The organism is Bacteroides ndongoniae (assembly GCF_900108345.1).
Taxonomy (GTDB): Bacteria; Bacteroidota; Bacteroidia; order Bacteroidales; family Bacteroidaceae; genus Bacteroides; species Bacteroides ndongoniae.
In genome coordinates, this window is sequence record NZ_FNVV01000014.1 from 2,177,950 (window position 1) to 2,202,440 (window position 24,491).

Genomic DNA, 24,491 nt, shown 5'->3' on the forward strand with positions numbered 1-24,491 from the left:
TCCCCGTTCCCGTCGGGAATGGAAATACCCTTGCCGCCTACGCAAAACCGTAGAAACATGCCGCATGGTCAAGCGTGATGAACCAAATCATCACACCATATCCCATACGCCACCTTTCTTTGACCGATTTTGCCGCAAGGTAGGCTTTTACGCTTGCCCGACCCGCCCGTTATTGCACGTTGCCGCCTTCGAGGGCGGAGTCGAAAGCACTATAATGGTCGTCGTCATGCACGCTCAATGCCGCCACGAGGCTGTTCAACGTGCGCACGGCATCCAGCCGCTGTTCCGGCGAGCATTCCTCCGGATGGCTCAATACATCAATGGCGCAGGTCAGATGCGCCTTCGTCTGCTGCAAGGTGGACACATCTTGGATGGGAAACAGATAGAAAAGTCCTTCATCGGAAGAACGGACGATGCCCTTCAGGGCGGTAGCTTGTAATTCCATATCTTTCGGGTATTAACAAATGACGTAACGCTGCCGGCCACCGCACCCAAAGCATCGCCAAACGCTTAACACGAAGTGAACCGGCAGGTTACGTCAAGGTATAACCTACCCGGTTCATTTACCTTCGTGTTTTGAAATTGGCGATTTCTGGATGCCGGTAAATGAACAACATTACCACGATGCTATTTGCACCGCTGGCACAAAGGTAAGAAAATAAAGCCAATAATCCATTGCCATCCTTAAAAAACCTCCTTCGGAAAAGTCCATTGCGGAGAGAAATCAACGTTCCTACGGTATGTTTCCCTTGCCGCTTTCATTCCCCATCACTCCACAATGTGCTATTGAAAGGTTGGGGGAGCTGACTTATTACGTGCGCAAAGGTAATTTCGGGTTTTGACGGACTAATCAAATTTTTTAGGCACAATCTCCACACTTCGCAGGCTCAGGTAGTATTCCACCGAAAAAATTTGCTTCTGCAAAACCCTATCCTTTGCCCCGCTTACGAAATAAGTCAGCTCACCCAACTCGTCAATGCATAAAAAAAATGTCGTGATTATGAAAGCAACAAGAGAAACAAATGGAAATAAGTCGCTTCCCAATCTGCCTCTGCATAAATTCGTGGGCGTGGCGGTGAGGTTCTCCCTTGCGGCATTCTGCACATCCCTGTACGGTGGCTCCCTGCTGGTGTGGTTCGTCGGGTTGTGGCTGGTGTGGAACTTCCTTGCGGGTGTAGTACGTTTCCTGTGGGGCTGCCTTGTGTTCCTGTTGGCATTTGTTTCGCTTGTCGCTTTCATGGTCTGGGTATTAACACTCTAAACTCACATCATCATGGAAACAACAGACATTTCAAAAAACGTTTCGTTTACCGGACACCGCTCCGGCAGGATAAGCCAACCCATGCTTACTCTTTTTACAGGCATGGTGACGGAAATCAAAAGACTGTATGCTTTGGGCTACCGTAACTTTCTCTCAGGCATGGCGGAAGGCAGCGATTTGATTTTTGCAAAGGCAGTCTTGACGGTAAGAAACGAATTAACCGATATACGGTTGGTAGCTGCCATCCCTTTCCGGAAGCAGTCCGCACGCTATTCCGACACGAACAAGAGGCTTTACATCAGTCTGTTGGAAGAAGCGGACAAGACGGTTATCCTTTCAGAAAGCTATCACAAGGGCTGTTTCCACCGGCGCAACGACTTTCTGGTGGAACATGCGGCAATCATGCTCGCTTATTGGGACGGACTGCCCTATGGCGGCACATACTATACCATAGGAAAGGCGCAGATGCTGAACAGAATAATTATAAACCTTTATAAATAAGAACGCTTATGAAACGGTACAGCAAGACTATCGCACAGCAGTGCAAGTATTATGAAGTGGAGGACATTTTCGAGTACATGGTGGAAACCTACATCAACGGCAACCACAGCACCTTTACCCGGCTGTTCAAGGAACTGGAGAAGGACGCACGCAGGCTGTTCATCGAATACCTGTTGTGGGAAGTCAATCCCCAATACCACGTGGAAATACTGAAAGCAACCATCTAAAGAATTACGGTATGGACAAGATAATATCCCAAATGACGAAAGAAGAAAAATTGCAGGCTTTGGCGGACTACCATGCCTGCAAGCGTGAGCGGCACATCATTCTCCGCTATATCCAGGCACTCCGCCGGGAAGATGCGGAACAGACCGCCTATTTCGAGAGCTTCGGCGAAAGCGTGCATCAAATTGTGCTGAACGTGAATACCTACGAGCGCAGGCTTGTTTTCGGCTATGTGGACAAGCAGTTCAACGAATATGGATGGATAAATGGCATGTTGCCCATCGTGGAGGAAATACGGTTGGACACATCCAACGTGATACACATCGGCCAGTCCGTGAATGGCACGTATGCCGTTACGGTGAGCTGGTGTACCGGCACGGCAGGAGGCGGTAGCCACCCATCGGTATGGGATGAACCCATTTCCGACTACAAGGAAGCGGTACGCACGGGAATACATCGGCTGGAAGGGCATTACACTTATGCGGAACGCCACTCCCTGACAGACAAGGGAAATTACAACCCGAAGTATATCCGCAAGTTGAAAGCCGGATTGCGGGAACTGAAGTTACGCTATACCGCCCCGCAGCAGTTGAGCCTTTTTTGATTATTCACCTATAAATATATAATGTATGGACGTAAAGATTGAAAGCATGATTTTCGGGTGGGACGAGCGGATACCCGAAGTGTTGGTAAAGTTCATCAATTCCGTGACGCTGACAAAGGACGAACAGGAGCTTCGCGAACTGGTGAAAGTATTTGCACAAAGCAAGGAGTTCAACCGCTTCTTCGCTTTCGGATACGGGAGCAGCCACTTTTGGCTCAAACAAAGGATGGCATCTGACCCGGACAAGTGCATGGAGAACCGCTTATTGATTGTCGAATTTTAAGGAATTGTATGATGGTTACAAGAATGACAGAAAACGGCGTTTCGACCTGCCGGGCAGCAGGAACGGAACAATTCGAGAAATTCCAGACTGGTTTTGGGAGAAGAAAACGCACGCTTGTGCAGTACGATTACAGGGCATCCGATGGGGAATTGTTCTCCTGCGTGGCTCCGACTTTGGAGGAATGCCGCCGCAGGCGCGATGCATGGTTATCGGAAAAGGAAAGAAAGGAGGCCGGCAATGAATGACGGTTACGAAACGCTGATAATCACATTTAGCGAACCCATCGAGGTTTTGGACGGTAGGTTTGAGGACATCGACACATGGGGCGTGGACAGCCTGAAGAAGTGGGTGGACGATTACGAGACCACACGCTTCACCCCGATAAACGGCTATACGGCAGTCATCACATCCGAATACAACATGAAGCCCGTAAGGGAATGGTTGGAACATTACATGCCCATAGCGGAAATGAAGGAATTGTAGAGGGATGATGCGCTTGCAGAAGCAGCCCGCCGGAACCAATCCGACGGGCTGCAACCGTTTCACACCACAGGCATGTCAGTCCGTTTCCTCGCCCCAAAGCTCCGTATCAGTCGGGGCATGGCGTATGGCACGCCAGATGCAACAGCCGGTTACGGCAAGAAGTGTCAAGTAAGCAATGGCAAAACAAAGCATAGCCGTCAGTATTATGGAGCAGGCTGTTCCGGGTTCTCTACTCCTTCTTCCGTCTCGTTGTTGAACGAAAAGCTCTTGGTTACCGTCTGGTTAAACGAATCCACAATGTAGATGTCAATCGTCTGCTGGTCTGTGCAGAGCGACTTGTAATAGAGCCGGAAGGTTTCGCCCGGCAACGGGTAGAGGTCATTGGGCTGCAGCACTGTACCGTCCTCCAGACGAAGCTCCCCCTTGCCCGTAGGCTGGAAGTAGCGGATGAAATACTCCGTTTCCTCGTACCGCCCGCTGCGTACCAACTGGCAGCGTATCTCGGCTTCCCCGCCTTCCACGATGGTGGTCTGCACCGGCAGGGTTGCCAAATCAAACTCATACACCTGCTGGATGTCCAGCTTGTCGGAACAGGCGCAAAGTAGCACGGCGGCTACCAATGCGAAACCGGCGGTAAAAATCAGTTCAGTCATTCGTTTCATTGTCTTGATGATTTATTAGTCCAATATGAATTTCAGCCCCACCCCGAACTGGAAGTGGAAATTTCCCGTACCGCCACCCCACAGGCAGCGTTCACGCGCATGGAGGAGCAGTACTGTCCGGTTGGTGAGGTAGGTTTCTATCTCCAGCGATACCGCGCCGCCATAGACGAAAGCGTCGCCGTCCGTGATGCGTGCCCCGTCATAAAGCAGGCTCTCGCCCCAGTTCACCGTTTCATAACCCGCCATCGCCGAGCCGCCCACGTAGCAGAGGAACACTTTGTTCGCATCCGAGAGGAAGTTGTAGTAATATCCCCCTTCCGCCGTGAACTGCGACACCGGCAGGCGCGTGTCCTTGTACGGATGGTACTTTTGCAGGTACTCCGTACCGAACACCCACTTGCTGCACCCTTTCGTGTACGAGTCCATCGACAGCCCGAAGTGGTAGCCCAGCTCATTGCGCCGGCCTGCCGAATGGAAGCCGTCCGCCATGCCCGCCGTCAGGCGCAGCCCTTTCATGCCCGGCAGACAGCGTTGCGCCTGCACCTTGCCTGCAAGGACAAGGCACAGCGCCATGCCGATTAGAATAAACACTGTCCGTTTCATCTCACTTCACCTTCAGTTCGTTGATGACACGGGCACGCACCAGTTCGGCATTGGTAACCGTGAACTGCTGATGCCGCCCGCCGTTCTGTTCGTTTATCTCCACCACCAGTTGCTTGTCGTCCGGCAGGGTGAATTTGGGCAGGGTGAACACCGTGCGCTCCCGGCTCTTGCCGCCGACCTCCGTCACGTAGTTGTAGGCACGCAGCGGTACAATCACTTGCTCTTGGATGGCGGTGCGCTTCGCCACTTTCCTGTCCACCACCTTGAACGACACGAAGTCCACCGTAAACGGCACGTTGGAGGAGTTCTTCAGTTCCGTATGGAAATAAAGCAGCCCGTTGTGCGTGTAGATGCCCTTCAGGATGTACTGGATGCCGAAGCGTTTGCAGCCGATGTGCTTCACCAGCCGCTTGTCGTCCTTGTGGATGGACTTCATGATGAGCCGCACCAATAGCGGCGATTCGTTGCCCAACTCCTTCAGGTACACCTCCTGCGAGTTGTTCGGGCGGTTCACCGCCTCCCCGTCGTGCAGGAAGTCCTTCATCTCGATGTTCAGCTTGACCGGCTCGTCGGCATATTTCACGTTATAAGTATAGTAGCTCCCATCCTCGGTTATCACCGCCAGATTGGTCTCTCGGGAGAAGTCGCGCAGGGCGGCCTTCACCCGGAGCACGTTTTCCGAGCCGTCAGCCTTGCCCGCAATGATGTCGGCGGAACCCAAGTCCACATACTTGATGGCGGAGGGAAAGATGATATGCACGGTCTTGTAAAACGTAACCTCCAGCGCATACGGTGGTATCATCCGGTCGAAGGTTATCGGGCGTGTCAGCCCGTCGAACAAATCGCCGGTGGACGGGCTTCGTTTCACCCCGCCATCATCGGAAGTTGCCGGAACAGCCGTTTCTTCCGTTTCTTTCAAGTCGGTTTCTTCCACGACCCTCTGCGCTTGGGCATGGGTCATTGCGGCGATGAACGCCGCCATAAGCATAATTTTCTTCATTTTTCCTTGTGAATAATAGTGATACATAAGATTATTTCTTGGCCACGAGTAGCACCGCGTGGTTCGCCTTGAGCGTTACCTTGACGGTGCGGAACTTCGTGGCGAGGTATTGCGACAGCCCCTGTATCGCGCCGCGTCCCAAGTCCGAGGCCAGTTGCGCCCCGGCATCGGTGGAGATGTTGATGCTGCTGCCCATCGTGGAACCCATGTTGGCCGCCATCTCCTTGAGTGCGGTCAGTTCCTGCGACCCCGGCACCGAGATGCCTTTCATGCCGCCCATGTCATATACCTCCAGTTCCACCGGCACGACCATCCCTTTATAGGCAATGGTACTGATGGTCAGTTCCATACGCTCCCCGTTGATGCGTGCCGTGGCGGTCAGCACGGTGTTGGCCGGTATATACATGCCCCCGACGTCAATCGGTTCCAGCAGGCGGATTTCCGCCTCCTTGCCGTCGCTCACTGTAACCGTGCGCCGGATGCAGGCACGGATGCTGTTCCTGCCTGCCGTGTGCGCTTGGTCTGTTACCGTGTGGAACCCCATGTTGTGCGGACGGCTGTACCGTTCCATGAACTCGGCATCGGACATCGGTTGTGCCAGCATCGACACGACCTGTTCCGCCACCTGCGTGACCGGGCTGACCGTCCTTTTGTCCGTTTCCGTTACGGGTACGGACTTCGCTCCGCCACCCTCTTGCGGCAGGTAGCGCGAGGCCATCTCGTAGGATTTCTCCATCAGGCGGAGCTGTTCGTCGGCGGTTTCCTTTGCCTTGCGTTCCTCTTCCGCCCGGCGTTCCAGCTCTTGTATGCGCCATTCCAGTTCCAGCGTTTTCTGGTCGTCCTCCGGCTCCGGCTGCTCGTAGAAGCTGCCAATCTGCCGGTTGATGTCCCGGTAGGCATCCGCCGAGGTGCGGATGGACGACCCGCCCGATGATGCAGTTTCTTCGGTCTGGAACACATCTTCCACGGCCTCCCTTTCCGTATCATCCTCCGCCACCGCCAAGTCCTGCAGGGTGCTCATCTTCTCCCGCTGCTTGCGCTCGAAGTCCTGCTGCTCGTAGGCGGCACGCTTGTCCGAAGGCAGGTTCTTCTCCTCCGGCATGGGCACTTCCACGTTGAAGCCGTCGGGCAGGCTCTCCCCTTCGTCCGACGGTGCGAATATCAGCCACATCGCCACGCCGAAGACAAGGAACAACAGCGGATAGACCAGCATCTTCCTCCGTTTCCGGATTTCTTCGGGAGTCAGCGGTTGGGACTCCTTCCGCCCGCGTTCATTCTTCTTTGCCGTTTCCGGCTGTTTTTCCGTTTTGTTCTCTTTCATGTTTCCTGTCATGATTAAAATGGATACTGTCTTTGCTTATGTCCGGATGCAGTTCCAACTGCCGCATCCGTTCTATTCTCATCTGCTCTCCCCGGCGTTTGCCGATGTTGTATATCGACGACACGGTGATGTAGATGGAGAGGGCGCTGAATCCCACGAGCATCGCCACCACCACGATGAGCCGCACATCGGGCGACATCCGCCCGCACACGTAGCGCATCCCGTCGCTTATCCGGTCAGGGATGTAATGGAGCCACTTCCTTGTCTTTCCCATACGCTTTTACCTTTCCATGGTCCGTAAATCGCGGTTCTCCAGAATGGTGAACTGCTCCATCGTGAAGCCGTGCGGGTTGTTGTCCGACCGCACCGAGTTCAGCAGGCGGCAGCGGGTTACGAGGCTCCGCTCGGTGATGTTGCTGCTCCTGACGAGCGACTGGCGGGCGTAGGTCGTCACGATGTATGGGTAACGCTCGAAGTCGCACGCCACGCTGTCCACCCGCACGGTCTGGTTGATGTTCGCCGAGATGATGCGGTTGTAATACCCCTTCTCCTCCCAGTCCTTGTAGTAGCGGAAGGCACTCTCGTCGCACAGGTACAACGCCCGGCGGATGTTACTCTCAATGGCCGCCTTGTCGGGCGAGAGCGTGAAGAACAGTTCGTGGAACCGCCTTACGTGTTCCCGCGCCTCGACCGGACGGTTCTGGGAGAGGTCTTGCGAGAGCGCGAGGATGAGCGACTTGCCGTTGTCCAGCACGTAGATTTTCTCCCGCTGCTTCTCGGCGAAGCTGTACGAACTCCACAGCGCGTAGCCCGTGACCAACGCGCACAGCACGACGAAGGCTATCGCCATCGTGCGTATCTGCCGGAAGCTCGTTTCGATGTTCTTTAATGATTTGAATTCCATTTTCTTTTATTCTTGTTATTGATGCTTTCTGTTCAGACGGCGTATGAGGCAGGCTCACACGCCGTCTGAGGGTATCTCATACGCCGTTTGAGCTTACTTGCCCCGCAGCTTGCCCGCAATGTGCCCTGCTCCGGCACCGGTAGCCGCTGCCGCCACCTTGCCGGTCTTGACGGCGGAGTTGTTCACCTGCTTGCCGTAGTTGCCCGCTCCGGCCGCCTGAATCACCCATGTCGATACCGTCGGGATGGTGAAATACCCCACGATGGCGATGAGCATGAAGATGATGTAGGCCGAGTTGTTCGTGTCCGGCACGAAGTTCGGGTCGGTCAATGCCGCGATGTCCTTCTCGATCATCAGCGTCTGGATGCGTGCCAGCACCGAACTGAACAAATCGGAGATGGGCAGCCACAGGTAGATGCTGATATACTGGCATATCCAATGCACCATCGTGCTGTGGAAGCCGTCATACACCGAGATGGCGAATGCCAGCGGCCCCAGGATGGAAAGCACGATAAGGAAGAACGTCCTCAGCGTGTCCAGTATCAGCCCCACCGCCTGAAAGAGCAGCTCCAGAAAACTGCGGAAGGCGTTGCTGATGGTCTGCTTGATTTCATACTTGCCGCGCTCGATGGCCATCCCCGCCATCGTCTTCAGTTCCGACGGCGTCCAGCCCAAGTCCTCAATCTGCCGCTCGTATTCCTCGTCGCTGACCAGATAGGCCGTTTCCGGGTTCCGCACCAATGCCTCGTATTCCAGTTTCTCCCGCTTCTCGGCGTACTCCTCCATGTCAAGCGTCTGCCCTTGCAGGATGCCGTGGCAGCCGGTGACGATGGGACTCATGATGCCGTTGATGGTTCCCAACACGAAGGTGGGGAAGAACATGATGCACGCCCCGATGCAGAACGGGCGGAACAGCGGATACACGTCTATCGGCTCGGCGCGTGAGAGCGCCTGCCACACCCGCGAGGCCACGTAGAACAATGCGCCCAATGCAGCCACTCCGGTGGCCACGCCCGTGATGTCCGAGCAGAGCGGCATCATCTCGTCATAAAGGCTGCGCAGCACTTCATGCAGGTTGCCGAATGTACTTTCTCCCGTCATGGCTACCAGTATCTTTGGTTATCGGTTCCGTACAGGTCGAGCACGCGCCGCGTGTCGTTCTTCTCCTTTGCCCGGAGGTACGACACGCCGATGTTGCGGTTCGTGTAGTAGCGCACCAGATTGCGGTGGTTCTTCACATCGCGGTAGATGCGGTCTATCAGGTCCATGCGCTCCTTGTCCGTCATGGAAAGGCCGGTCTGCGTGACGACCGTCTTCAGTTCGTCGAGCATCCCGCTGCTTTCCTCCAGCATCTTCGTGTAGCCCGAGGCGATGGCGGCCAGTTCGTCCGTCGTGTAGTTCTCGTCGGCAAGCATCTTCTGGAACGAGTTCACGTAGATGTCCGATATTTCCCCCACGAGCAGCACGGTCTGTTGCACCTTGCGGGCGTCCTTCACCAAGTTGTGTACCGACTTGAGCGCGTCGTAGTACTTCTTTCCCTGCTCGTAAATCTTGACCGTTTCCTGAAAGTTCTTCACCATGTTCTCGGCGGTCGTGGTGGTCTGTATCACGTTCCGCGTGGTGTTCACGATGCTCTGCGCGAGGTTCGACGGGTCAAAGGTCACCCATTGCGCCCGGACCGTCGTGGCGGTGCAGAGCAAGGCCGTAAGGCAAATTGCTATTGGTATTCTTTTCATGTCCGTTGATGATTAAAATGTCCTTGTCAATATTCGTATTCCTTGCAGTCCCGTACATACACCCCTTCCGAGGCGAGCACGAGCCGCTCGTTATCTTCGTCATAGGCGACCTGCACCCTTTCGGGCAGCTCCGCCCACGTTCCCTGTCCGTTCCGGTAAAGCGTGGCGGTCAGCACGGCTCCCCAGCGATAGGCAAGGGCGATGCGGTACGTGTGCCCTTCGCGGTACACCCTGACCGGGGGCGACTTGCCCCGGCTTTTCCACCGTCCGCAGATGCGGTCGAGCGGGAACAACGTGGCATACTCCATAGGCTCATCCCTCCCTTGCGTTCCGTTTCTCCTCCGCCAGCCGCTTGATGGCCAGCTCGATGTTGCCGCCGAGCTTCTCCGCCATGCGCTGCACTTCCACCTTCTCGCTCTCTTCGGTGGTGTAGCAGAGGTATTCCTCCAGCGAGGTTTCCGTCGCATACACCGCCGACTGCACGCCGCCCAGCCCGAACCATACTTCTTTATACTTGCGCGTCGGGTCGTTGGACATGTTCACCGAGAGTATCTGCCCCTTCTCCTTGTCCGTCAGCCCGAGCAGCGTCTGTATCTGGTCGAACTTGTTCAGGTATTTCCGCTGGTCAAGGAGAATCTTGCAGTCCGAGTTGTTGATGATGCTCTCCTTCACAATCGGCGAGGAGATGATGTCCTCCACTTCCTGCGTGACCACCACCGCCTCCCCGTAGAACTTGCGGACGGTCTTGTAGAGGTAGCGGATGTAGTCCGCCATGTTCGCCGAGGCGATGGCCTTCCACGCTTCCTCGATGACCACCATCTTGCGGATGCCCTTCAGACGGCGCATCTTGTTGATGAACAGCTCCATGATGATGATGGTCGTGACGGGGAACAGGATGGGATGGTCCTTTATCTGGTCGATTTCGAAGACGATGAAACGTTTCGTCAGCAGGTCAAGCTGCTTGTCCGAGTTGAGCAGGAAGTCGTACTCGCCGCCCCGGTAATAGGGTTCCAGCACGTTCAGGAAGCCCGCCAAGTCGAAATCCTTCTCCCGTACCTGTTTCTCCTCCAGTATCCGCCGGTAGTCCGACCTCACAAACTCGTAGAAGGTGTTGAACGAGGGTTCTTCCACTTCCCCCGAACGGATGCGCTCGATGTAGAGCGACACGGCGTTGGACAGCGCCACCTCCTCCGAGCGCGTGGCCGGTTCGTTGTCCTTCTTCCACAGGGTGAGCAGCAGCGTCTTGATGCTCTCCCGCTTCTCGATGTCGAACACCCGGTCGTCGGTGTAGAACGGGTTGAAGGCTATCGGGTGCTCGTCGGTGTAGGTGAAGTAGATGCCGTCCTCCCCGCCGGTCTTCTGGTGTATCAGCGAGCAAAGCCCCTCATACGAGTTTCCCGTATCCACCAGCACGATGTGCGTGCCCTGTTCGTAATATTGGCGGACAAGGTGGTTCATGAAGAACGACTTGCCACTACCCGAACCGCCCAGCACGAACTTGTTGCGGTTGGTGGTGATGCCCCGTTTCATCGGCAGGTCGGAGATGTCCACGTGCAGCGGTTTCCCGCTGATGCGGTCTGACATCTTCAGTCCGAAAGGGGAAAGCGAACTGCGGTAGTTCGTTTCCTCCGTCCAGAAGCAGACGGCCTGCTCGATGAAGGTGTAGAACGATTCCTCCGCCGGGAAGTCCGCCGCGTTGCCCGGCATCCCCGCCCAATAGAGCGTGGCGGCATCCACTGTGTCGTGGCGCGGTTTGCACTCCATTGCGGCAATCTGGCTGCCCGTGTCGTTGCGGATGACCTTCACTTCGTCCGGGTTGTCCGTCCACGTGATGACATTGCAATGGCAGCGCACCGAGGTCAGCCCGTAGGAATGCGCGTCGTTCAGGTACAGGTCTATCCATTCCTTGTTGATTTGGTTGCTCCGCGAATAGCGCGAGAGCGACTGCATGTTGCGTGCCGTCTTCTCGAAGCGTTGCAGGTTCTCCGCGCTGTCGTCGATGAAGAGGTACTGGTTGTAGATGTGGTTGCATGGGAGCAGCAGCCCCACCGGGCTGGCGAAGGAGAGGCGGCAGTCCGACCGGTCTGTGGAGAGCCGTTCATAGCGGCTGTCCGTACCGACCCGGCCCGGCAGCGCGTCCAGTTCCGAGAGCGTATAGACCGACAGCCGTTTGTCGCCGATGCGCACCCCCTCGTCGCCCAGTTCGATGTCCTCCAGCGTGCCGGTGTCCTCCAGCGACAGGCAGAGGTATTTCTCCAGCAGGCCGGACTGTTCCTCCGTGCCGGTTACCTCGTCGCCCGACAGACGGCGCAGTCTGACCAGTCCCGTGTCGTTTACAATGCGGGCGAACTGCCCGGCGGCATCTAAAAAACGTGCCGCCGTGTCCCGGTTCACTTCCTTGGGGATGATAAAGCCCCGGCACAGCGACGAGAAGCTGCTCTGCATCCGCATCCGCTCCTTGGTCGTCTTGGTCAGATACAAGTAGCAGCAGTGGTTCAGGAAAGGCCGTTCGTTGAAGTGCAGTTCATAGCTCCGCGAGAGGAAGCCGAGCTTTTCGCCCTCCGTCCGGCTGCGGTAGTGTTCCTTCACGAACCAATCCTGCTTGTGTACCACCGTATAGTCGGGCAGCACCTTAACCGCTTTGCACCATGCCGCATGGATGGCGGCATATTCGGCAGAGGTTACCGTGAACAGTTCGGGAAGCTCCACTTCGAAGGCCACGGTGATGTCCGCGTCTTTCGAGACGATGCAATCCGACTCGACGGCCAGCAGCGGGAACTTGCTTTCCAACGTGGCGGCTTTCAATATATTTCTCATAGGCTTCTCTTTGGGGTGAATAACTTCCGGACGCTAATCCGGTTAATCAGGTATCGCGGGTGCTGCCGTTTGGCGAGCCGTTTCATCAGCCCGTGCTCGCCGTACTTGGCGTTCAGGCGGAATGTGAGCCATACCAGTATCGATGCGGATACCGCGCCAAAGGCGATGCACACCCATTGGCCTGTTCCTGCCATGTACATCACGATGAACACCACGAACACGGCAAGCAGTCCTCCGGCGAAGATGAACAGGTATTGTGCCTTCAGCCCCTTGAACTCCGCGCTCTGCCCGATGCCCTTGTTCAGTTCATATTCCATAATCCTATTCTATATATTATTTATGTATAGGGATTAGAGGAAGAACGAGCGCAGGATGGTGGCGGCGACTATCAGGAAGATGCACGCCCCGAACCACGAGGCGGCGGTCTTGCTCGTGTCCGGGTCACCCGAACTGAACTTGTTATATACCTTGATGCCTCCTATCAGGCCGACCACCGCACCGATGGCATAGACGAGTTTCGTTCCCGGGTCGAAGTACGAGGTGACCATCTGCGTGGCTTCCGTGATGCCCGCTTGTCCGTTACCTTGCGCATAGAGCGCACCGGCTGCCATCAGGCAGGCCGCCATGAAAAAGATTCTCTTTGTTGTGTTCATAAAAAGTTGGTTTTATGCGGATAGACCGCTGTTAAACAATGTCGTCAATGGAAAAATCACCGGGTACGATACGCTCGGCGGGAGGCTCCGGTTGCCGCCGCCTGCGGTAGTCCGCCAGATGCAGCTCGATGAGCGAGGCGATGCGCCGTTCCCGTTCCGCATCCCCGGCGGTGAGCTGGTCGAACATCGGCGTGCCCTTGAGTTCGGCAAGTGCACGTCCGGCCTGCTGCCGTTCTGCTTCGGTGGCGGTGCTGTCATCCATCGCCATGCGCACTGCCAACCCCATGTCCTCGAAACGGAGGCCTGTCGCTTTGGGCGCATGACCTTCCAGCATTTCATCTTCGTCTATTGGAGGCTCACCGGCATCCGTTTCCCGGTATTCCATCGGTTCGTCCTGCCCCTCCACAGGTTCCAACCCGCCTTCGGCAAAGAGCGCGTCCAGCTCGTCGGCGGACACCACCTTGGGGTATCGTTCCGATTCCGTTGCAAAAGTACCCGCTTCGCTTTCCGGTTTCACGGTTTCTGTTTTCTCGGGTACTTGTGGCGTGGAGTGGCACAGGGAAAATGTGCTTTTGCCCAAAATGTCTTCCGCGTCGGCTACTTTTCGGGGCAGTGTTTCCTCGCTTTCGCGTTGCCTTTTCCGGCGTTCATGCCGCTCATACAGGAGATAGGCGGCTGTCCAGAGCAGGTAGCCCACGACGCATAACGTGATAAAGGTTGTCATAGATGGATTGTTTTCTAAAAGATTCCCGTATTCCGTTGCTCATATTCGCGCTCGATGTCCCCCTGCCAGTCGGCGAAATGCTTCTCTAACACGTTGTCCACGTAGCTGAACAGCGATACCCGGTTGCCTCCGATGGTCTGCACGATGCGCTGTATCCGCTCGTGGAACTCCTTGCGCAAGTAGATGGTCTTGCCCAGCCGGGCGCATACGGGCGACTCGTGGATGAACAGGCGGAGGTATTCGCTCTCATTCTCATGGGCTGGCTTGATGTCCGGCTGTTCCGTCTGGCGGGATGCGGGCGTTTCCGGCTCCACCGCCAGAGGGACGGCCAGAGCGGGCTGTTCTTCCTTGAACGAGGCGACGATGGAGCTTTCGTCCAGTTCCGTCAGACTGATTTTCTTCCGTTCCCCCATAGCTACCTCCCGATAATGGTGAGTATCTCTTCCGTTATCTCCCGGATATGGCTCCCCTTGGCGAGCGTGCCGTCCACCGGGAACAGCGTCGAGCGGAACACCGCCTTGTGTTCCCCCGTCAGTTCGCGCCGGAACCGCTTGCTGTCGGGCAGGAAGGTTTGCAGCACCTGCAACCCCAGCTCCCGGATGATTTCCTCATATACTCCGTAGAGTTCCGACTTCTCGCGCCCGTCCACCATGTTCCACAGCAGGTACAGCCCCTTGATGTTCGTCTTGCCCGGGTCTATCAGCGTGTCCTTCAACTTGGTGGCGAAGCGCAGGGTGCTTTCCATCACCACCCGGTCTGCCGCGATGGGCGAAAAGATGTAGTCCATGTTCGCCAGCGTCCGCAGCACGCCGCCGCTGTTTACCGTGCCGGGCAGGTCGAAGAACACGATGTCCGTGCCGGGCAGCTTCTCTAATAGTCCTTCCGCCTTTTCCACGGCATCCTCCGCCGTGCCCTCGATGACCGGGTAGGCCTTCTTGCCGATACGTTGCAGTTGGCGGTAGGCCATCGCCTTGTAGTGTTCGTCCTCCATGACGGTTTTCAAGTCGCGCTTGCGCATTTCGGCGATGCTGTGCTGCGGATAGTCGCAGTCCACCACCGCCACGTTCAGCCCTTTCACGTAGTGCAGGTAGCTGGCCGCCAGCACCGTCAGGGTCGTCTTGCCCGCCCCTCCCTTCTGGGTGGAGAAGGCGATGTAAAGTGTTTCTTTTTCTGTTGGCATAACCGTTCCGTTTCAAATGATGCGGCAAAGGAAAAGAGAAACGGGAACGGTGGAAAAGGATTTCACGCTTCGGGGCGCGAGTGGCTCGGCTTTGGCGTGGAGTGGCTGGCTGGTTGGTCAGACATCTGATTGTCCGGATAGTCCGTTGGACATCCGTATGATTGCCGGGTGGAATGGCTGATGCACCGGTGGCTGATATGGCTGGCTGTTTGTGTCATTAGCCGCTTGACGGGTTGTCCGGTTCTGCAACCGCCCGGTTGTCGGTATGTTTGGTTGTCGGTCTGATTGTCCGGTTGGCTGTCCCAACGTTGCAACGGAGGTGCTGGCTACCGTCGGAATCATCCTCCGGGCAAAGTGGCTGTCCTATGGCATAATATGGCCAGTCGGGGTGTTGTGCTGCAAACGGCTCCGCTTCCTACCTTTGCAGCATGAATCCGTTGGCGTGGTCGGAGGCTTTCCGTCTGGTTATCGTCCGCTTTCCCCGAAAGCGCTTTTCTCCACCGGTGGGGAAAACGTATGTTCGCCAGAACATAGCAAGCTGTGTTTTTTGCAGCACGCATCCGCTTCTGCCGCAAAAAACGCTTGCCCTTGCAGGGGGCGCAATTTGGCTCCGAAGTCGCAAATTGTAAGGATGGGGCATAACGGCGGCACGGCCACGGACGGGCAGGTTTCACCTTTTAATGACAGCAAGCATGAATGAACAACAGCAACACCCGAAAAGAAGGAAAGGCGGACGGACACCCAAGTCCGCGCCCGCCTTCCACCGCGAGACCGTCAATCTCGACGCCGCGCAGCACGCCCGGTTCCTCACCCTTTACGAGCAGTCCGGCCTTTCGTCCAAGTCGAAGTTCATCGCCGCGCGTATCTTCGGCGACAGCTTCCGGGTCATACGCACCGACCGGGGCACGATGGAGTATGTGGCCAAGCTCACCGCCCTGTACCAGCAGTACCGAGCTATCGGTGTGAACTACAACCAGGCGGTCAAGGAACTGCATGTGCATTTTACCGAGAAAAAGGCGTTGGCATTGCTCTATAAATTGGAGAAGCTGACCCTCGAACTGGTGGCGCTCAGCCGCCGCATTGTCGGACTTTCCGAAGAACTCAGGCGGCATGGTGGCGAAAATCAGCACGGGTAAGGACTTGTACGGTGCGTTGGCTTACAACCAGACGAAGGTGGAGAATGGGCACGCGAAGATATTGGATGCCAACCTGCTTCCGTACCCGGAGGACGGGCGTTTCCGCATGGGCGGAACAATGGAGGCTTTCACGGCATGGCTTCCCTCGCACTACCGCACCGAGAAGCCGGTCATCCACATCTCGCTCAATCCGCATCCCGACGATGCATTGACCGACGGGCAGCTTGCCGCCATCGGCAGGGAGTACATGGAGCAGTTGGGCTACGGCAACCAGCCTTTTCTTATCTTCAAGCACGAGGACATCGACCGCCACCACATCCACATCGTGTCCCTGCGCGTGGACAGCGGGGGCAGGAAGATTTCCGACCGCTTCGAGCACCGCCGGAGCAAGGAAATAACCGAGCAGTTGGAACTGAAGTACGAGCTGCATCCGGCAGAGGGGCAGAAGAAGGCGGAGGAGTGGAAGCTCCGCCCGGTGGATGCGACGAAGGGCGACATACGCCGGCAGATAGCTGATACCGTCAAGCCGTTGCTCAAGCTCTACCGCTTCCAGTCGATGGGCGAGTTCCGGGCGTTGCTCTCTTTATATAACATAGGCATGGAGGAAGTCTGGGGCGAAGCGGGCGGACGCGCCTATCACGGCATTGTCTATACGGCATTGGATGCGGACGGGAACAAGGTGGCGACCCCCATCAAGTCGGCAAGGCTGGGCAGGATGGCGGGTGCGGAGGGCTTGCAACGGCGCATGGAGTGGTCAGCCTCGCGCATCAGGGCGGACGGTTGCCGCGAGCGGCTGCGCCCTCTGTTGGCCGATGCGTTGCGCAAGGCCGGGGATGAAGTGGATTTCCGCCGCCGTCTGGCTGTCATGAACATGGACTTGGTGCTACGCCGCAATGAATCTGGCAGGATTTACGGGGTAACCTTCATCGACCACACGAGCCGTACCGTGCTCAACGGCTCCCGGCTCGGCAAGGAGTTCTCCGCCAATGCCTTGGAAGCGCGTTTCAACGTGGCGCAGCCCGGACTGTCGGAAGAGGTACAGCCACATATAGCAACATCTGCGCCGGAACCCGATACGGACGGTAAGGTACTGGGAGGGCTGTTGTCCGTCATTGAGCCGGAAACCGGTGCCGTTCCGCGCTATCCGCGCCTGCACAAGCCTGACAAGAAGAAACGCCGCCGCAGGTACGGGCGGCAGGACTGAATGCAGCCCGGATAACATTCAACCGAATTTCAATCACCGTTAAAACAAGTATAACTTATGTCACAGGAAGATGATTTGAGAGGGCTGGCCAAGGTCATGGACTTCATGCGTGCCCTCAGCGTATTGTTCGTCATAGTCAATGTATATTGGTTCTGCTACCCCTCGATGAAGGAATGGAACATCGACATCGGGGTGGTGGACAGGATACTGCTCAATTTCCAGCGGACGACCGGGCTGTTCTCGTCCATTCTTTGGACAAAGCTGTTCGCCCTTGTGTTCCTCGCGCTCTCCTGCTTGGGGACAAAAGGCGTGAAAGAGGAAAAGATTAAGTGGCCGCATATCTGGGCGGCGCTTGCCGCCGGTATCGTGCTGTTCTTCTTCAATTGGTGGCTGCTTGCCCTGCCGCTGCCCCTTTCGGCGCGTACCGGTTTCTATCTGCTCACCTTATCCGCAGGCTACGGCTGCCTCTTGGCCGCCGGGGTATGGATGTCCCGCCTGCTCCGGCAGAACTTGATGGAGGATGTGTTCAACAACGAGAACGAATCCTTCATGCAGGAGACACGGCTCATCGAGAACGAGTATTCCGTCAATCTGCCCACCCGCTTCTGGTACAGGAAAAAGATGTGGCACGGCTGGATAAACGTGGTGAACCCTTTCCGTGCTTCCATTGTCTTGGGCACGCCGGGCAGCGGCAAATCCTTTGCCGTGGTCAATTCCTATATCAAACAGCAGATTGAGAAGGGCTATGCCACCTATATTTACGACTTCAAGTTTCCGGACTTGAGCACCATCGCCTACAACCACCTGCTCCGCCATCTGGACGGCTACAAGGTCAGGCCGAAGTTCTATGTCATCAACTTCGACGACCCCTCGCGCAGCCACCGCTGCAACCCGCTCAACCCGAAGTTCATGACCGACATCTCCGATGCCTACGAGAGTTCCTACAACATCATGCTCAACCTCAACCGTACTTGGGCGGCCAAGCAGGGCGACTTCTTCGTCGAGTCGCCCACCATCTTATTTGCTGCAATTATTTGGTTTTTACGCATTTACAAAAACGGAAAGTATTGCACCTTCCCCCATGCGGTCGAGTTCCTGAACAAGCCCTACGAGCAGATTTTCCCCATCATGTCCTCCTATCCCGAACTGGAGAACTACCTCAGCCCTTTCCTCGACGCATGGCTCGCCGGGGCTGCCGACCAGCTCATGGGGCAGATTGCTTCGGCCAAGATACCGCTCTCGCGCATGATTTCCCCGGCACTCTATTGGGTGATGTCCGCCGACGAGTTCTCCCTCGACATCAACAATCCCGACGAGCCGAAGGTACTCTGCATCGGCAACAACCCCGACCGGCAGGCCATCTACGGGGCGGCGCTCGGACTGTACAACTCGCGCATCGTCAAACTGGTGAACAAGAAGGGCAAACTGAAAAGCTCCATCATCATCGACGAGCTGCCCACCGTGTTCATCAAGGGGCTGGATAACCTTATCGCCACCGCGCGTAGCAACAAGGTGGCCGTGCTGCTGGGCTTTCAGGACTTCTCGCAGCTCATCCGCGACTATACCGACAAGGAGGCGAAGGTCATCATCAACACCGTCGGCAACATCTTCTCCGGGCAGGTGGTGGGCGAGACGGCCAAGACGCTCTCCGAGCGCTTCGGCAAGATTCTCCAGAAACGGCAGTCCATCTCCATCAACCGCAACGATGTGTCCACCTCCATCTCCACCCAGATGGACAGCCTTATCCCGCCGAGCAAGATTTCCTCGCTGACGCAGGGCATGTTTGTCGGTTCGGTGGCGGACAACTTCGGCGAGAAAATCGAGCAGAAGATTTTCCATTGCGAGATTGTGGTCGATGCCAAGAAGGTGGCGGAAGAAGAAAGGACTTACCAGAAGATACCCGTCATCACCGACTTCCGGGATGCCGACGGCATCGACCGCATGAAGGAAATGGTGCAGGAGAACTACAACCGCATTAAGGAGGAAGCCCGGCAGATTGTCGCCGACGAACTGGAACGTATCGGGAGTGACCCGAATCTGAAGCACCTGCTGGAACTGAACAAACAGGCGTAGGCTACTTGTTCCGCCGGTATTGCTTCTCGTCGTCCGTGTCCATCTTCCGCAGCAGGACTTCCCGGAGCCGGTCGATGAAATAGGTGCGGTCGTCGCCTTTCCGACGCCGCATCCGGGCATAGTAGCTCGAAGCGTTTTTTACGTCCACGCCGAGCACGCCGCACACGTATTCCACCACTTGCTTGAGTGTGATTTCGCCGTTATTGAACAGCTTCAGTTCATGGCAGGCATAAAGCAGTTCGACAAGGTGGATGGCGTCGTCCGTCCACAGCACGGGAGGCCCGTCGCCGGGCGGACGGGCTTCTCCGTTTCCGGAACCCGCCCGTCTTTTTTCCATCCTTTCCATCGTGTTTTCCACATACATGATAGCTCCCACCACGTGGCAGTAGCACACCAGATGGCTCTGCCCGTTGTTGTGGTAGCGTTCCCGCAGGATGGTCAGCCGGAACTTCGTGTATTGGAGATGGAGGAACACGCAGGTGTGGTTGCCGTGTTCCTCATGCAGATGGCTGAGGTGGCGTATGAAATCGTCGCTTGCCTCATTCAGCCTTTCGGTATCGCAATCCCCCTGTTCCAGCAACAGCAGGTAGGGGCACAGATAGAAGATATCCATATGAAACTATTTTTGTCGGTTATGGATGACAAAAATAGCGGCGGGGACAGGCGCGGCTGTTCCGCTTTTCGCCGGAAATGCCGTCACTCGCCCAGATAGAACTTCCGCCGTTCCTCGCACAGCTCGTCGTACAGCTCCTTGTGCAGCTCGCTGGGGCTTTGCTTCATCTGTCCCGTGCAGAACTCCCAGAACCGGTTGGCCGACTCGAAGCCGTTCTTCTCGGCTATCTCCCTGAGCGGGCGGTCGTAGTGGTATTTCAAGTCCCGCCGTATCTGACCGATGCGCTGCTCCTGCAACCATTTGTTGGCGGACTTCCGGTAGATTCTGCTGAATTTCTCGCGGAAGGTCGATACACTCATGCAGAGCATCCCCGCCAGTTCCTCCACGCTGTTCGTGCGGTAGCTGTAACGGTTCACCTTCAGCCGGAACACAGCGGCATACAGGGGCTTCAGCCGTTTCTCGGCATGTTGCAGCTCCGCTTCGGTGAGCGGTGTGGGCTGGCGGCTTATCTGCTTGCGCCGCTCCACAAAGAAATAGTCGCACACCTCGTTGCACAGGTTGTACAGGGGGCGGGGGATGCCGGTCTGGTACAGCACGTCGCACAGGTAGAGCATCTCCGGCGTGCGGCAGGCTTTCCGCCAAGGCTCTGCCAGTTCGTGCAGCAGCCGGTTCTGCACCTCCGTGTCTTCCGACAGGGCGAGCAGCATCAGCAGCGGGCGGCATCCGGGAGCCGACACCTCCGGCAGCGCGGGCTGTCCCGTCAGTAGGTCAAGGATGTGGTGGCATAGCCTTGTGTCCCGCGCGTAGGGTTCCAGCGCGAGGTAATGCTTCGGGGTGCGGGCTTTCAGCAGCCCTTTCATTTCTCCGCACAGGGCGGCGGTGGTCTGTTCCAAGCCTGCCGGGGCGGTGGCGGACAACTGTTCGATGAAGTCTGTATTCATAAGCGGTATGTTTTTTATTGTTCGATGAATTCGTAAAGATAACCGGTTGCACGTGTCCGCTTGTTCCGATTTCCGCCGGAAATGCCGCACAGTAGGGATTTAGCTTGTTTATGTTTATCGTTCCCTGCCAAATGCCTTTAATTTGCCCGGTTTGCTCATTGTTTCATTCATCCAAAACGATTATGTTCTCCAAAATGCAAAATAAAGCAGGATAATCCCCAGCGCAATTCCACAAAAGACAAGACCTGTCAAGAGAAAGACCCAATCCGGATAATGAAAGTCAATCTCCTTGTAAGGAATGGCAGTTTTCTTCACATACTTGTTCCATGCCCATATAAGAACTCTACCCAATCTTTCTGCTGTAATATAGTCCATAATTATTTTACTTTCCAATTTGAATTTCCTCATGCGCTACTAAGCAACAGATAAAAAGTCGCCAACTGGACAACAAGGGAAACGACATAGATACAGTAATAGAACAGACAAATGATTTGGTGGAAAACACCCGTTCAGGGGTTATCTTCCTTTGTTTCCAATGAATTTGCTTTTATATATGGCGTACTCTACAGTGTAAGTAGCCAGCTTCACACCTAAGAACATGCCTACAAGCAATATATATGCTACAAAACAAAAATGATTATACATGAGGTCTGTTAAGAAGACAGGTATCAATAGGGCTATGATTGTAGCGTTCTGAAACCATTTCTGTACTTTCAATAACAGGTCAATGTATAAGTGATTTTCTATGTAGCTGAAACCCCATTTATAATTATGACGTTTCAGATAAGACAACGAGAACCATAGCCCTACAAGTGAGGCGATAATAGCTACTTGCCACCATGCCCCCATGTATGGGAACATACTTTTTAAGAATGTCAGCAAAACAATGCCTATTATGCTACATTCATATACAATTCTTACTTTTGTTGTATTATTCATATATGTACGCTATTTGTTGGTAATGGTTAGAAAGGAGCATCGTCAGATGCTATCTTTCGTTGTTAGATACTAAATTTATGGTTTCAAGGACATTGCCCGATATAATATTTTGAACACCACTGAATATATCACTGCCATAATAATAAACAAGATTATCATAATCAGCCCACACTTGTTCTCGTTCATCTAACCATACAGTCAAATAACCGGGATGAATGTCTGCTAAATAGATAACCTTATTGACCTTTAACTTCACAGCCACTTTCTGCATAGCTTCCGGGCTGTATTTCTTTATTTTCTTGACATCAAAATAAAGAATATTAGATTGGTTCAGTTCTAATTTCATGTTATAGAATAGAGCAATCTTGCTTATAATACCGTCATTCAAAGGATAATCAAACTTTGAATAGGATTGTTTCAACTTATCAGCGTAACAATCCGACATCATTTGAAAGTTAAATTCATCCCAATGGTTATGAACAAGTATTTCCTTTATTGCAGTAGGTATATTCATATCTAATTGTATCTAATGGTTTGGTGAGGGACAGCGTTAAGCTGTTATCTCGACCTTGTTATAAACTTATCTTATTCCTTTCAACTCCTCTTTCATTTTCTCTTTTAGGTAAAAGAACAACAAAACGTGCCAACACAAGTCAAAGGAGAATACAGCTTCTTCCTTTCTCCCTAATGCCTGATAGAACTTACATACATTCCGATATGCCATAAAAACAAATACAAGATAGATAGGCACCAGCATACAAAGACTTAATACCAAGACACAGACAGCTATCAGTGAATTTCTACAATAAGCTTTGTATTGTATCAATGCTTCTTCGTAATCGGAATTTTCCCAATAACCGAATGTTTTCAAATCCTCAACGCTCCAGCCTCTTTCTTTCAATAAATTAATAGCATAATCACGAATTTCATCATCATAGCCGTAACGCTTATAATTTTTTACAACATCTATTAGCTTATCATTGTCAAATCTCTTTAGAATATCAGAATCTTCCATAAAAAATTGTTTTATTGTTTATAATGGTTCAGCAGGGAACGGCTTGCCGTTATCCTGCGTTGTTAGCGAAATTATTTTATATACTCACAGAAACTAAGTCAAGTACAGCTTTCTACTTCCAACTATTTTCCTTAACCACTTAGGGGTATATTCTATACTTCGTGGAAATTTGGTGTAAAAGCTCAAAATCCAATCTAATTCCTGGAAATAACTTGGAATTTCATCCCAATTATCATAATTAAAATCCAAATTGTAAGAACTATTTGAGTTAATGACCATTTTTAGAGAGAACCAAGCTCCTTCCTTTGGATAATACATATACATTTCTTTTCGTTTTAATCTAAATTCCTTGCATATATTGATGGTCGCCATCGTCCCTATTTTTATCTTATCTCCAGTAGAAGAATGTATATTTAACATACTGCTGGTGCATGATACAAATAAAACATCTATAAAATCCCATTTTATCCCAGAAGGTATTTGAAGTAAAATAGCATCTCTAATATCATCAAAAGATATTCTTTTATTTGTTTTTACTAAATCTAATTGATGACGAACAGGTATATCAATTAAAGGAGTTGCTCTTTTGCATACTGGTAATGACTGGTATTTGACATTTGGATTTTGAGAAACTTCCAATACCATTTTTACATACCACAACCAGTACTCTTTACGTTTCTCTACGTTTCCAGTTTCCACGAAGGGATTGCTGCCGGAACAAGCTATCGAGCATATAAAATCCGCATTCCAGCTTTCGAAATCAAAAGCATCATCATCTTCACCATTATAGTCTTCTATTGCTAATATGGAAGCTGCATCATAACGGATTGCATATCCCAAAGATATGATAGCCCAGCTTGCCATGTTGTCAGGACTGTCTGCGGATTGTTCCACATAATTGCGCAGCCGTTCTACAGAAACCAATATGCTTTCGGCAATTCCTTTATTCTTGTACAGATAACTGTCCATTTCCGACAAGACTTCAACCAACAGGTTTTCAGCACAAAATTCTTCTGGGAAGCTGGAACAGGCTTTCTTACAGCACTCACACAACACTTTTTGCACTGTCCGGGAGTTGCCTATTTGTTTCATCAAATCAACACGATAGGGTAAAGGCAAATGCCCCATGCTATTTTGATTGATTATTTCTTTCAGTTTTTCTATTTGCTGTATCATACTGGTTTCTGTTTTCGCTAATGGGATAGCGGGGAACGCTGTCAAGCGTTATCACGCTTTGTTAGTAACTTTTTTCTGTTGTGAGTTATTAAGACGTTGAACAAGCATTTCCTTAAACTCTGTACTATTACATTCATTTATAAGTTCTCTGTATTCAAGAGAATTTATTTCTGAATACACAGACTCTATTAAATGTAACAATGTCCATTCTATTCCATATAAAGCAGTCGGCGGAAAGAGCTTGATTAAAATATGTGCTTCATCCCAAGTGATAGGCTTAACTATCTTGCATAATAAGTCTTCATATTCATAAATTAATTCAGCCGTTATTCGTTCGTCTGTTTCATTGGGCATAGCACCCATTAAAGCTAATTGTTCAACTTCTTTTCTCATAACAATGTTGTTACTAATGGGTTGTGAATAGCAGACCGTTAGGG

General features: G+C 53.4%; 36 protein-coding genes. 12 read left to right on the forward strand and 24 right to left on the reverse strand.

All coding sequences use genetic code 11. The features are described from left to right. Nucleotides 1-169: 169 nt before the first annotated feature. Nucleotides 170-445 carry a hypothetical protein gene (locus BQ5591_RS19575; RefSeq protein ID WP_071150611.1) on the reverse strand — a complete coding sequence of 92 codons (276 nt, stop codon included), beginning with the start codon at nt 443-445 and terminating at the stop codon, nt 170-172. A 555-nt stretch (nt 446-1,000) separates the two neighbouring features. Here BQ5591_RS19575 and BQ5591_RS19580 point away from each other — a divergent pair. The 8 genes from BQ5591_RS19580 to BQ5591_RS21500 are packed head-to-tail and all read left to right on the forward strand — an operon-like array spanning nt 1,001 to nt 3,529. Next, a complete protein-coding gene (locus tag BQ5591_RS19580) occupies nt 1,001-1,261 on the forward strand; it encodes a hypothetical protein (protein ID WP_071150612.1) in 261 nt (86 codons plus the stop codon). A 12-nt stretch (nt 1,262-1,273) separates the two neighbouring features. Next, the gene (locus tag BQ5591_RS19585) at nt 1,274-1,762 is read left to right on the forward strand and encodes an SLOG family protein (protein ID WP_071150613.1); all 489 of its coding nucleotides are present in this window, start codon (nt 1,274-1,276) and stop codon (nt 1,760-1,762) included. An 8-nt stretch (nt 1,763-1,770) separates the two neighbouring features. Further along, nucleotides 1,771-1,989, forward strand: coding sequence for a hypothetical protein (locus BQ5591_RS19590; protein WP_071150614.1), 219 nt, complete (start codon nt 1,771-1,773; stop codon nt 1,987-1,989). A gap of 11 nt (nt 1,990-2,000) precedes the next feature. Then, the gene (locus BQ5591_RS19595) at nt 2,001-2,591 is read left to right on the forward strand and encodes a hypothetical protein (protein WP_071150615.1); all 591 of its coding nucleotides are present in this window, start codon (nt 2,001-2,003) and stop codon (nt 2,589-2,591) included. Nucleotides 2,592-2,616: 25 nt separating this feature from the next. Further along, on the forward strand, nt 2,617-2,874 hold the full coding sequence (locus tag BQ5591_RS19600) for a hypothetical protein (RefSeq protein WP_071150616.1): 258 nt from the start codon (nt 2,617-2,619) through the stop codon (nt 2,872-2,874). Nucleotides 2,875-2,885: 11 nt separating this feature from the next. Beyond that, complete coding sequence (locus BQ5591_RS19605; protein ID WP_071150844.1) at nt 2,886-3,119, forward strand: DUF3873 domain-containing protein; 234 nt, start codon at nt 2,886-2,888, stop codon at nt 3,117-3,119. Further along, on the forward strand, nt 3,112-3,357 hold the full coding sequence (locus tag BQ5591_RS19610) for a DUF6956 domain-containing protein (protein WP_071150617.1): 246 nt from the start codon (nt 3,112-3,114) through the stop codon (nt 3,355-3,357). Before BQ5591_RS19605 ends, BQ5591_RS19610 begins: the two co-directional genes overlap by 8 nt. A gap of 4 nt (nt 3,358-3,361) precedes the next feature. Further along, on the forward strand, nt 3,362-3,529 hold the full coding sequence (locus tag BQ5591_RS21500) for a hypothetical protein (RefSeq protein WP_158098078.1): 168 nt from the start codon (nt 3,362-3,364) through the stop codon (nt 3,527-3,529). A gap of 31 nt (nt 3,530-3,560) precedes the next feature. On the opposite strand, the gene BQ5591_RS19615 is transcribed toward BQ5591_RS21500, so the two are convergent. The 15 genes from BQ5591_RS19615 to BQ5591_RS19685 form a co-directional block, all read right to left on the reverse strand. Then, entirely contained in the window at nt 3,561-4,019 is a 459-nt protein-coding gene (locus BQ5591_RS19615; protein WP_071150618.1) for a DUF3872 domain-containing protein, read from the reverse strand. A gap of 15 nt (nt 4,020-4,034) precedes the next feature. Further along, the gene (locus BQ5591_RS19620; protein WP_071150619.1) at nt 4,035-4,622 is read right to left on the reverse strand and encodes a conjugal transfer protein TraO; all 588 of its coding nucleotides are present in this window, start codon (nt 4,620-4,622) and stop codon (nt 4,035-4,037) included. 1 nt (nt 4,623) lies between these two features. Next, complete coding sequence (traN, locus tag BQ5591_RS19625) at nt 4,624-5,622, reverse strand: conjugative transposon protein TraN (protein WP_113740935.1); 999 nt, start codon at nt 5,620-5,622, stop codon at nt 4,624-4,626. 31 nt (nt 5,623-5,653) lie between these two features. Further along, nucleotides 5,654-6,955, reverse strand: a complete 1,302-nt coding sequence (gene traM, locus BQ5591_RS19630; RefSeq protein WP_071150620.1) for a conjugative transposon protein TraM — start codon at nt 6,953-6,955, stop codon at nt 5,654-5,656. Further along, nucleotides 6,894-7,217 (reverse strand): TraL conjugative transposon family protein, encoded by a 324-nt coding sequence (locus BQ5591_RS19635; protein WP_071150621.1) that lies wholly within the window; start codon nt 7,215-7,217, stop codon nt 6,894-6,896. The genes traM and BQ5591_RS19635 overlap by 62 nt, the downstream gene beginning before the upstream one ends. Nucleotides 7,218-7,223: 6 nt before the next feature. Continuing rightward, entirely contained in the window at nt 7,224-7,847 is a 624-nt protein-coding gene (gene traK / locus BQ5591_RS19640) for a conjugative transposon protein TraK (RefSeq protein ID WP_071150622.1), read from the reverse strand. Nucleotides 7,848-7,940: 93 nt separating this feature from the next. Next, nucleotides 7,941-8,948, reverse strand: a complete 1,008-nt coding sequence (gene traJ / locus BQ5591_RS19645; RefSeq protein WP_071150623.1) for a conjugative transposon protein TraJ — start codon at nt 8,946-8,948, stop codon at nt 7,941-7,943. Between the two features lie 2 nt (nt 8,949-8,950). Further along, on the reverse strand, nt 8,951-9,583 hold the full coding sequence (locus BQ5591_RS19650) for a DUF4141 domain-containing protein (protein ID WP_071150624.1): 633 nt from the start codon (nt 9,581-9,583) through the stop codon (nt 8,951-8,953). Nucleotides 9,584-9,609: 26 nt separating this feature from the next. Next, entirely contained in the window at nt 9,610-9,891 is a 282-nt protein-coding gene (locus tag BQ5591_RS19655) for a DUF3876 domain-containing protein (protein WP_071150625.1), read from the reverse strand. Between the two features lie 4 nt (nt 9,892-9,895). Next, nucleotides 9,896-12,400: a TraG family conjugative transposon ATPase gene (locus BQ5591_RS19660; protein ID WP_071150626.1), complete on the reverse strand. Its 2,505-nt coding sequence runs from the start codon at nt 12,398-12,400 to the stop codon at nt 9,896-9,898. After that, nucleotides 12,397-12,717 carry a DUF4133 domain-containing protein gene (locus BQ5591_RS19665; RefSeq protein WP_071150627.1) on the reverse strand — a complete coding sequence of 107 codons (321 nt, stop codon included), beginning with the start codon at nt 12,715-12,717 and terminating at the stop codon, nt 12,397-12,399. The genes BQ5591_RS19660 and BQ5591_RS19665 overlap by 4 nt, the downstream gene beginning before the upstream one ends. Nucleotides 12,718-12,750: 33 nt before the next feature. Further along, nucleotides 12,751-13,053 (reverse strand): DUF4134 domain-containing protein, encoded by a 303-nt coding sequence (locus BQ5591_RS19670; protein ID WP_071150628.1) that lies wholly within the window; start codon nt 13,051-13,053, stop codon nt 12,751-12,753. A gap of 31 nt (nt 13,054-13,084) precedes the next feature. After that, entirely contained in the window at nt 13,085-13,777 is a 693-nt protein-coding gene (locus BQ5591_RS19675) for a conjugal transfer protein (protein WP_071150629.1), read from the reverse strand. A 14-nt stretch (nt 13,778-13,791) separates the two neighbouring features. Beyond that, nucleotides 13,792-14,190, reverse strand: coding sequence for a DUF3408 domain-containing protein (locus BQ5591_RS19680; protein ID WP_071150630.1), 399 nt, complete (start codon nt 14,188-14,190; stop codon nt 13,792-13,794). Nucleotides 14,191-14,192: 2 nt separating this feature from the next. Further along, entirely contained in the window at nt 14,193-14,957 is a 765-nt protein-coding gene (locus BQ5591_RS19685) for a ParA family protein (RefSeq protein WP_071150631.1), read from the reverse strand. Between the two features lie 16 nt (nt 14,958-14,973). Here BQ5591_RS19685 and BQ5591_RS21505 point away from each other — a divergent pair, with 16 nt between their 5' ends. From BQ5591_RS21505 to mobC, 4 genes are all read left to right on the forward strand, one after another. Then, nucleotides 14,974-15,138: a hypothetical protein gene (locus BQ5591_RS21505; RefSeq protein ID WP_159434529.1), complete on the forward strand. Its 165-nt coding sequence runs from the start codon at nt 14,974-14,976 to the stop codon at nt 15,136-15,138. A 511-nt stretch (nt 15,139-15,649) separates the two neighbouring features. Beyond that, a complete protein-coding gene (gene mobA / locus BQ5591_RS19690) occupies nt 15,650-16,093 on the forward strand; it encodes a conjugal transfer protein MobA (RefSeq protein ID WP_071150632.1) in 444 nt (147 codons plus the stop codon). After that, nucleotides 16,068-17,297, forward strand: a complete 1,230-nt coding sequence (gene mobB / locus BQ5591_RS19695; RefSeq protein ID WP_071150633.1) for a conjugal transfer protein MobB — start codon at nt 16,068-16,070, stop codon at nt 17,295-17,297. The genes mobA and mobB overlap by 26 nt, the downstream gene beginning before the upstream one ends. Nucleotides 17,298-17,354: 57 nt before the next feature. Beyond that, a complete protein-coding gene (gene mobC / locus BQ5591_RS19700; RefSeq protein ID WP_071150634.1) occupies nt 17,355-19,370 on the forward strand; it encodes a conjugal transfer protein MobC in 2,016 nt (671 codons plus the stop codon). A gap of 1 nt (nt 19,371) precedes the next feature. Here the strand turns inward: mobC and BQ5591_RS19705 are convergent, their stop codons facing one another. The 8 genes from BQ5591_RS19705 to BQ5591_RS19740 all read right to left on the reverse strand — a co-directional run bounded on the left by BQ5591_RS19705 (nt 19,372) and on the right by BQ5591_RS19740 (nt 24,447). Beyond that, nucleotides 19,372-19,983, reverse strand: a complete 612-nt coding sequence (locus tag BQ5591_RS19705) for an RteC domain-containing protein (protein WP_071150635.1) — start codon at nt 19,981-19,983, stop codon at nt 19,372-19,374. A gap of 83 nt (nt 19,984-20,066) precedes the next feature. Beyond that, the gene (locus BQ5591_RS19710) at nt 20,067-20,924 is read right to left on the reverse strand and encodes a helix-turn-helix transcriptional regulator (RefSeq protein WP_018711308.1); all 858 of its coding nucleotides are present in this window, start codon (nt 20,922-20,924) and stop codon (nt 20,067-20,069) included. A gap of 180 nt (nt 20,925-21,104) precedes the next feature. Further along, the gene (locus BQ5591_RS19715; RefSeq protein ID WP_071150636.1) at nt 21,105-21,299 is read right to left on the reverse strand and encodes a hypothetical protein; all 195 of its coding nucleotides are present in this window, start codon (nt 21,297-21,299) and stop codon (nt 21,105-21,107) included. Nucleotides 21,300-21,440: 141 nt separating this feature from the next. Continuing rightward, nucleotides 21,441-21,863, reverse strand: a complete 423-nt coding sequence (locus tag BQ5591_RS19720; RefSeq protein ID WP_071150637.1) for a hypothetical protein — start codon at nt 21,861-21,863, stop codon at nt 21,441-21,443. Nucleotides 21,864-21,912: 49 nt separating this feature from the next. After that, nucleotides 21,913-22,377, reverse strand: a complete 465-nt coding sequence (locus BQ5591_RS19725) for a hypothetical protein (RefSeq protein WP_041584086.1) — start codon at nt 22,375-22,377, stop codon at nt 21,913-21,915. Nucleotides 22,378-22,443: 66 nt separating this feature from the next. Next, a complete protein-coding gene (locus tag BQ5591_RS19730) occupies nt 22,444-22,878 on the reverse strand; it encodes a hypothetical protein (RefSeq protein WP_005650150.1) in 435 nt (144 codons plus the stop codon). Nucleotides 22,879-22,971: 93 nt separating this feature from the next. Next, nucleotides 22,972-24,054 (reverse strand): Imm5 family immunity protein, encoded by a 1,083-nt coding sequence (locus BQ5591_RS19735; protein ID WP_071150846.1) that lies wholly within the window; start codon nt 24,052-24,054, stop codon nt 22,972-22,974. A 51-nt stretch (nt 24,055-24,105) separates the two neighbouring features. Further along, complete coding sequence (locus BQ5591_RS19740) at nt 24,106-24,447, reverse strand: hypothetical protein (protein ID WP_013616518.1); 342 nt, start codon at nt 24,445-24,447, stop codon at nt 24,106-24,108. Nucleotides 24,448-24,491 lie beyond the last annotated feature (44 nt).

Excerpts from the sequence above, each read along its gene's own strand:
- BQ5591_RS19580 (WP_071150612.1), top strand. The coding sequence starts at position 1,001 with ATGAAAGCAACAAGAGAAACAAATGGAAATAAGTCGCTTCCCAATCTG.
- BQ5591_RS19660 (WP_071150626.1), bottom strand. The coding sequence starts at position 12,400 with ATGAGAAATATATTGAAAGCCGCCACGTTGGAAAGCAAGTTCCCGCTG.
- BQ5591_RS19720 (WP_071150637.1), bottom strand. The coding sequence starts at position 21,863 with ATGAATAATACAACAAAAGTAAGAATTGTATATGAATGTAGCATAATA.
- traM (WP_071150620.1), bottom strand. The coding sequence starts at position 6,955 with ATGACAGGAAACATGAAAGAGAACAAAACGGAAAAACAGCCGGAAACG.
- BQ5591_RS19595 (WP_071150615.1), top strand. The coding sequence starts at position 2,001 with ATGGACAAGATAATATCCCAAATGACGAAAGAAGAAAAATTGCAGGCT.
- BQ5591_RS21505 (WP_159434529.1), top strand. The coding sequence starts at position 14,974 with ATGATGCGGCAAAGGAAAAGAGAAACGGGAACGGTGGAAAAGGATTTC.
- BQ5591_RS19725 (WP_041584086.1), bottom strand. The coding sequence starts at position 22,377 with ATGAATATACCTACTGCAATAAAGGAAATACTTGTTCATAACCATTGG.
- BQ5591_RS19710 (WP_018711308.1), bottom strand. The coding sequence starts at position 20,924 with ATGAATACAGACTTCATCGAACAGTTGTCCGCCACCGCCCCGGCAGGC.
- BQ5591_RS19655 (WP_071150625.1), bottom strand. The coding sequence starts at position 9,891 with ATGGAGTATGCCACGTTGTTCCCGCTCGACCGCATCTGCGGACGGTGG.
- BQ5591_RS19635 (WP_071150621.1), bottom strand. The coding sequence starts at position 7,217 with ATGGGAAAGACAAGGAAGTGGCTCCATTACATCCCTGACCGGATAAGC.
- BQ5591_RS19605 (WP_071150844.1), top strand. The coding sequence starts at position 2,886 with ATGGTTACAAGAATGACAGAAAACGGCGTTTCGACCTGCCGGGCAGCA.
- BQ5591_RS19670 (WP_071150628.1), bottom strand. The coding sequence starts at position 13,053 with ATGAACACAACAAAGAGAATCTTTTTCATGGCGGCCTGCCTGATGGCA.
- BQ5591_RS19610 (WP_071150617.1), top strand. The coding sequence starts at position 3,112 with ATGAATGACGGTTACGAAACGCTGATAATCACATTTAGCGAACCCATC.
- traN (WP_113740935.1), bottom strand. The coding sequence starts at position 5,622 with ATGAAGAAAATTATGCTTATGGCGGCGTTCATCGCCGCAATGACCCAT.
- BQ5591_RS19715 (WP_071150636.1), bottom strand. The coding sequence starts at position 21,299 with ATGGACTATATTACAGCAGAAAGATTGGGTAGAGTTCTTATATGGGCA.
- BQ5591_RS19735 (WP_071150846.1), bottom strand. The coding sequence starts at position 24,054 with ATGATACAGCAAATAGAAAAACTGAAAGAAATAATCAATCAAAATAGC.
- BQ5591_RS19650 (WP_071150624.1), bottom strand. The coding sequence starts at position 9,583 with ATGAAAAGAATACCAATAGCAATTTGCCTTACGGCCTTGCTCTGCACC.
- mobC (WP_071150634.1), top strand. The coding sequence starts at position 17,355 with ATGTCACAGGAAGATGATTTGAGAGGGCTGGCCAAGGTCATGGACTTC.
- BQ5591_RS19740 (WP_013616518.1), bottom strand. The coding sequence starts at position 24,447 with ATGAGAAAAGAAGTTGAACAATTAGCTTTAATGGGTGCTATGCCCAAT.
- BQ5591_RS19600 (WP_071150616.1), top strand. The coding sequence starts at position 2,617 with ATGGACGTAAAGATTGAAAGCATGATTTTCGGGTGGGACGAGCGGATA.
- BQ5591_RS19615 (WP_071150618.1), bottom strand. The coding sequence starts at position 4,019 with ATGAAACGAATGACTGAACTGATTTTTACCGCCGGTTTCGCATTGGTA.
- BQ5591_RS19620 (WP_071150619.1), bottom strand. The coding sequence starts at position 4,622 with ATGAAACGGACAGTGTTTATTCTAATCGGCATGGCGCTGTGCCTTGTC.
- BQ5591_RS19685 (WP_071150631.1), bottom strand. The coding sequence starts at position 14,957 with ATGCCAACAGAAAAAGAAACACTTTACATCGCCTTCTCCACCCAGAAG.
- BQ5591_RS19680 (WP_071150630.1), bottom strand. The coding sequence starts at position 14,190 with ATGGGGGAACGGAAGAAAATCAGTCTGACGGAACTGGACGAAAGCTCC.
- mobA (WP_071150632.1), top strand. The coding sequence starts at position 15,650 with ATGAATGAACAACAGCAACACCCGAAAAGAAGGAAAGGCGGACGGACA.
- traK (WP_071150622.1), bottom strand. The coding sequence starts at position 7,847 with ATGGAATTCAAATCATTAAAGAACATCGAAACGAGCTTCCGGCAGATA.
- mobB (WP_071150633.1), top strand. The coding sequence starts at position 16,068 with ATGGTGGCGAAAATCAGCACGGGTAAGGACTTGTACGGTGCGTTGGCT.
- BQ5591_RS19665 (WP_071150627.1), bottom strand. The coding sequence starts at position 12,717 with ATGGAATATGAACTGAACAAGGGCATCGGGCAGAGCGCGGAGTTCAAG.
- traJ (WP_071150623.1), bottom strand. The coding sequence starts at position 8,948 with ATGACGGGAGAAAGTACATTCGGCAACCTGCATGAAGTGCTGCGCAGC.
- BQ5591_RS19705 (WP_071150635.1), bottom strand. The coding sequence starts at position 19,983 with ATGGATATCTTCTATCTGTGCCCCTACCTGCTGTTGCTGGAACAGGGG.
- BQ5591_RS19585 (WP_071150613.1), top strand. The coding sequence starts at position 1,274 with ATGGAAACAACAGACATTTCAAAAAACGTTTCGTTTACCGGACACCGC.
- BQ5591_RS19675 (WP_071150629.1), bottom strand. The coding sequence starts at position 13,777 with ATGACAACCTTTATCACGTTATGCGTCGTGGGCTACCTGCTCTGGACA.
- BQ5591_RS19590 (WP_071150614.1), top strand. The coding sequence starts at position 1,771 with ATGAAACGGTACAGCAAGACTATCGCACAGCAGTGCAAGTATTATGAA.
- BQ5591_RS19575 (WP_071150611.1), bottom strand. The coding sequence starts at position 445 with ATGGAATTACAAGCTACCGCCCTGAAGGGCATCGTCCGTTCTTCCGAT.
- BQ5591_RS19730 (WP_005650150.1), bottom strand. The coding sequence starts at position 22,878 with ATGGAAGATTCTGATATTCTAAAGAGATTTGACAATGATAAGCTAATA.
- BQ5591_RS21500 (WP_158098078.1), top strand. The coding sequence starts at position 3,362 with ATGATGCGCTTGCAGAAGCAGCCCGCCGGAACCAATCCGACGGGCTGC.